The 4,050-nt window shown below is 50.9% G+C and carries 3 protein-coding genes; all 3 read left to right on the forward strand.

Going from position 1 to position 4,050, the window contains the following annotated elements:
* Window positions 1-2,571 (forward strand): response regulator (locus RMO84_RS02095; protein ID WP_310486801.1); only part of this gene is annotated, 2,571 nt, incomplete at its 5' end.
* 142 nt (window positions 2,572-2,713) lie between these two features.
* Window positions 2,714-3,142, forward strand: a complete 429-nt coding sequence (locus RMO84_RS02100) for a response regulator (protein WP_310486802.1) — start codon at window positions 2,714-2,716, stop codon at window positions 3,140-3,142.
* A gap of 115 nt (window positions 3,143-3,257) precedes the next feature.
* The coding region (locus RMO84_RS02105) for a chemotaxis protein CheB (RefSeq protein ID WP_310486803.1) at window positions 3,258-4,050 on the forward strand (793 nt) is incomplete at its 3' end.

Genomic DNA, 4,050 nt, shown 5'->3' on the forward strand with positions numbered 1-4,050 from the left:
GTCAATATGTTTTATGTATTGGCGACTTTGATGGGGGATGGTGATGCGGCTCCACTGCCAAGTATTGGCGATCCGGCGTTCTTGACACAGGAGCAGAAGGGTGATTGGAGTAGTAGCGAGCAAGTATCGATCGAGCATGAATCCAATCTGCCAGATCTAGACAATCTCCCTTCCTTTGGGTGGGTGAGCATGGGTGACGAAGAATCACTTTTTGATACGCCATCAGAGTTGTGGGTACACGAAGGCGATCGAAACTCGATCCAGCAGCCGATGTCTGCGGTCGAGCCACTCCCCTCTCTCGATCCGCCCGAGGTTGTGACGCAATCACCGTCTCAACTTCAGGCATCGTTCATGGAGTTAGCCGCCGAGCTATTTGCACCAGACTTAACCGATTCATCGCTGCCCCAATTGTCCGCTAATGGCGACGGACAGGTCGATCGCGAGCCGGTCTTTAGTGATTTTATCCTGATGCCCGGTACCGTACCGCCACCAGCGGACGATCTCGGCGATCTATTTAGTCTCGACGCGATCGGGCAGTCGAGCTTCGATGGGGAAGGTAACTTTACGTTGATTTCGAGTCAGAGTGGCGCAACTGCTAAATCGACACAGGTAAATGAAGATGCGCTGTTTGGCTCTTTTGACGATCTCGATTTATTGTTGCCTGCTACCGATGAGGCGATCGACTTGGCATCGATGAAATTGGCAGATTTGACCGCGAACGCGATCGAGTCTGAAGCAATGCCACCAGTTAGATTGCCAGATGTCAATCTGACACCGCCCGCACCCCCAACTCCAGCACTCGCCGCGACAAATGTCGGCGATTACCAAATTGAGACGATTCGGGTCGAAGCCAAGCAGTTAGACGCGTTGATGGGTCAATCTGGAGAAATTAATGTCATCAACCAACAGATCGCCAGTCGATTGCTCGATCTCGAAGCCCTGGTGGAACTCTGGGAAAATGGCAGTCGGGATTACCAATATTTCCAAACGCTGATCCAGCAACTCCCTTCACATTCACCCCTGCACCATCAACTCAGTCGCAACAACCGCCAGTGGGAGCAAATGGGTGCGCTGATCGATAAGTTCAAAAAATCGATCGGTTCGGATAGTTCGCGCCTAGAACAAGTCACCTCCGCCCTCGAATCGGGTGTCAAGAAGCTCCGCCTCTTGCCATTATCGACAATTTTCAATCTCTATCCTCGGATGGTTAGAGATCTAGCCAAGACTCAATCTAAGGAGATTAATCTGGCGATCGACGGTGGCGACCTGCTCCTCGATAAACGGCTCCTCGAAGAGATTAAAGATCCGTTGATGCATATCTTGCGGAATGCGATCGATCACGGGATTGAAACGCCCACAGAACGCCAGCAAAATGGCAAAGTAGCTGCGGCCACTCTCCAGATTCAAGTCCATCAAACTGGCAACCAAACGACGATCGAAATCCTTGATGATGGGCGGGGATTAGATGTCCAACGGATTAAAGCCACTGCCATCAAGCGGGGACTGCATACCAAGGCTGAATTGGATGCGATGAGCGTCGATCGGATTCATTCCTTAATCTTTGCATCGGGCTTCTCCACTCGCACCCGCGTCACCGAGCTATCTGGGCGCGGTGTGGGCTTGGATATCGTCAAAACGAATATCGAACGAGTTAAAGGATCGGTCGAGGTGGCATCGGTTCCTGGTGGTGGGTGTAAATTCCACATCGTCCTCACCCACGCGATCGGCAGCTCGCAAGTGATGATGGTCGATGTCCGCGACCAAACCTACGCCATCCCCGTCGAATTTGTCGATCGGATGTTGTTAGTCAATAAAGCAGAAATCTTCGCCCTCGGTGGTACTCCGACTACGCAGATTAACGGTCAAACCATCACTGTGGCTTGGTTGGCAGATCTGCTCGCTCTACCGGCGGTCGCCCCCAATTCACCCGGAGAAATCGCCCGTACGGCCAACTCGATCTCTTGTTTGCTGCTCCAGTCGGGACGCCAACAATTAGCACTTCTGGTCGATCGCATCAACGATCGCCAACTAGTGACCATTGAATCGCCCCATCCCCTGCTACACAATATTCCCCATATCACTGGCTCCACGATTTTGGGTACGGGGTCGGTTTGTTTGGTACTCAATCCTCTGGATCTGTTTGCCACAGCAGTAGGGCATAATCCTCTGGCACCGAGTAGCACTACCAAACTTCTGCCAGTCGATACCACGCCTTCGATCCTCTTGGTTGAAGATTCATTGGTAATTCGGACGCAGATGACGCGGATTCTGACGGGTGCAGGCTACGAAGTTACGGCCACCAAAGATGGCTTAGAAGGTTGGGAAACCCTCCAAGCTGGGCAATTCGATCTCGTCGTCTCCGACGTAGAAATGCCTCGCTGGGGTGGATTGAAGCTCACAAGTGAAATTCGCAGTCACGATCGCTACCAAGATCTGCCGATCGTTCTAGTCACCACCCTCTCCCAAGCAGCCGATCGCGATCGCGGTTTCCAAGCTGGCGCAAATGCCTATCTCACCAAAGGTGATTTCGATCAGCAACTGTTGCTGGATACGCTGACTAGACTGATTTAAGTTGGGAGTTCGGAGTTCGGCGTTCGGAGTTTGGAGTGAATAGTAGATTATCGAATCGATCTGGGCATAATAAATTCGGACGCTTGTGTTCTTATACACCCCGCGCCATCTCCCACCCCGATACACTTACCAAACTAATCATATGGCTCCTACTAAAGTTCTCTTAGTTGAAGATTCTCCCGTCGCAATGGAAGTGTTGCAGCGGTTGTTCAAAACTGTGCCAGAAGTCGAAATCGTCGGCACGGCACGAAATGGACAAGAAGCCCTCGCGATGATTCCCCGGCTCAATCCGGCAGTAATCTGTACCGATTTTCATATGGATACGATGGATGGCTTGGAACTTACCAAGCAAGTCATGGCCAACTACCCCCGCCCGATCTTGGTTCTGAGCAATTCTGTCAAATCAGATGACACCAAAAATGTCTTCGCACTCCTCCAAGCTGGAGCTTCCGATATTTATCCCAAACCCGTTGGTGGTGACTACGCCGAATACGAAGCCATCAAGCAAAAGATCCTCTCCAAAATCAAAGTGTTATCGGGGATGACTGTTAAGGCTAGACCATTGAATTAGGGAATAGGGGCTAGGGGCTAGGGAATAGTGCGGACGCGATCGTCCAGCACAGAAGCATTGCTACCCCTATAATTCCTAACCCCTATCCCCCAACCCCTATCCCCTATCCCCTAACATGTCACCCATCAAAGTTCTCCTGGTCGAAGATTCGCTCATCGCGCTCGAATTATTGCAACGCATCTTGAGAGATAGCCCGGAAGTGGAAATTGTCGGTACTGCTCGCAATGGTCGCGAAGCACTGGAACTGATCCCTACTGCCAATCCCGATGTTATTTGCACCGATTTGCACATGGCACCGATCGATGGATTGGAACTAACCAAAGAAGTCATGGCCAAGTTTCCACGACCGATTTTGGTAATTAGCAACTCCGTGCAAGAAGACGACACCAGAAATATCTTTGGCTTGCTGCAAGCAGGGGCGGTAGATATTTTTCCAAAACCGATGAGTGGGGACTATACCGAGTACGAGCAAGTCAAACAGCGGCTCCTCGCCAAAATTCAGATGCTCTCCCAGGTGAGAGTTAAAGCTAGATCTACGAATCCAGCACACTCAATCGATCCGACTGCGATTACCCAAGATCCAAATGCCTTAAAAGCGATCGCCATCGGCGCATCGACAGGTGGCCCCCAAGCCATTCACAAGATTATCACCTCGCTGCCTCAAGATTTTTCTGCCCCCATTATTTGCGCTCAACATATCGGCGAAGGCTTTTTGACAGGGTTGATTAGTTGGCTCAAAGAAGATGCTCAACTCAATGTTAAAATCGCCCATATTGGTGAAACTCCCGCCCCAAATACTGTTTATTTTGCCCCAGAACGCGCGCATTTAGAATTTGACGCTGAGGGAAAATTTATCTACAGCAACTTTACGGCGGCAACGGGGACTTGTCCGTCGATCGATGCCTTAT

It is taken from the genome of Chamaesiphon sp. VAR_69_metabat_338 (assembly GCF_031423935.1).
Classification (GTDB): Bacteria; Cyanobacteriota; Cyanobacteriia; order Cyanobacteriales; family Chamaesiphonaceae; genus Chamaesiphon.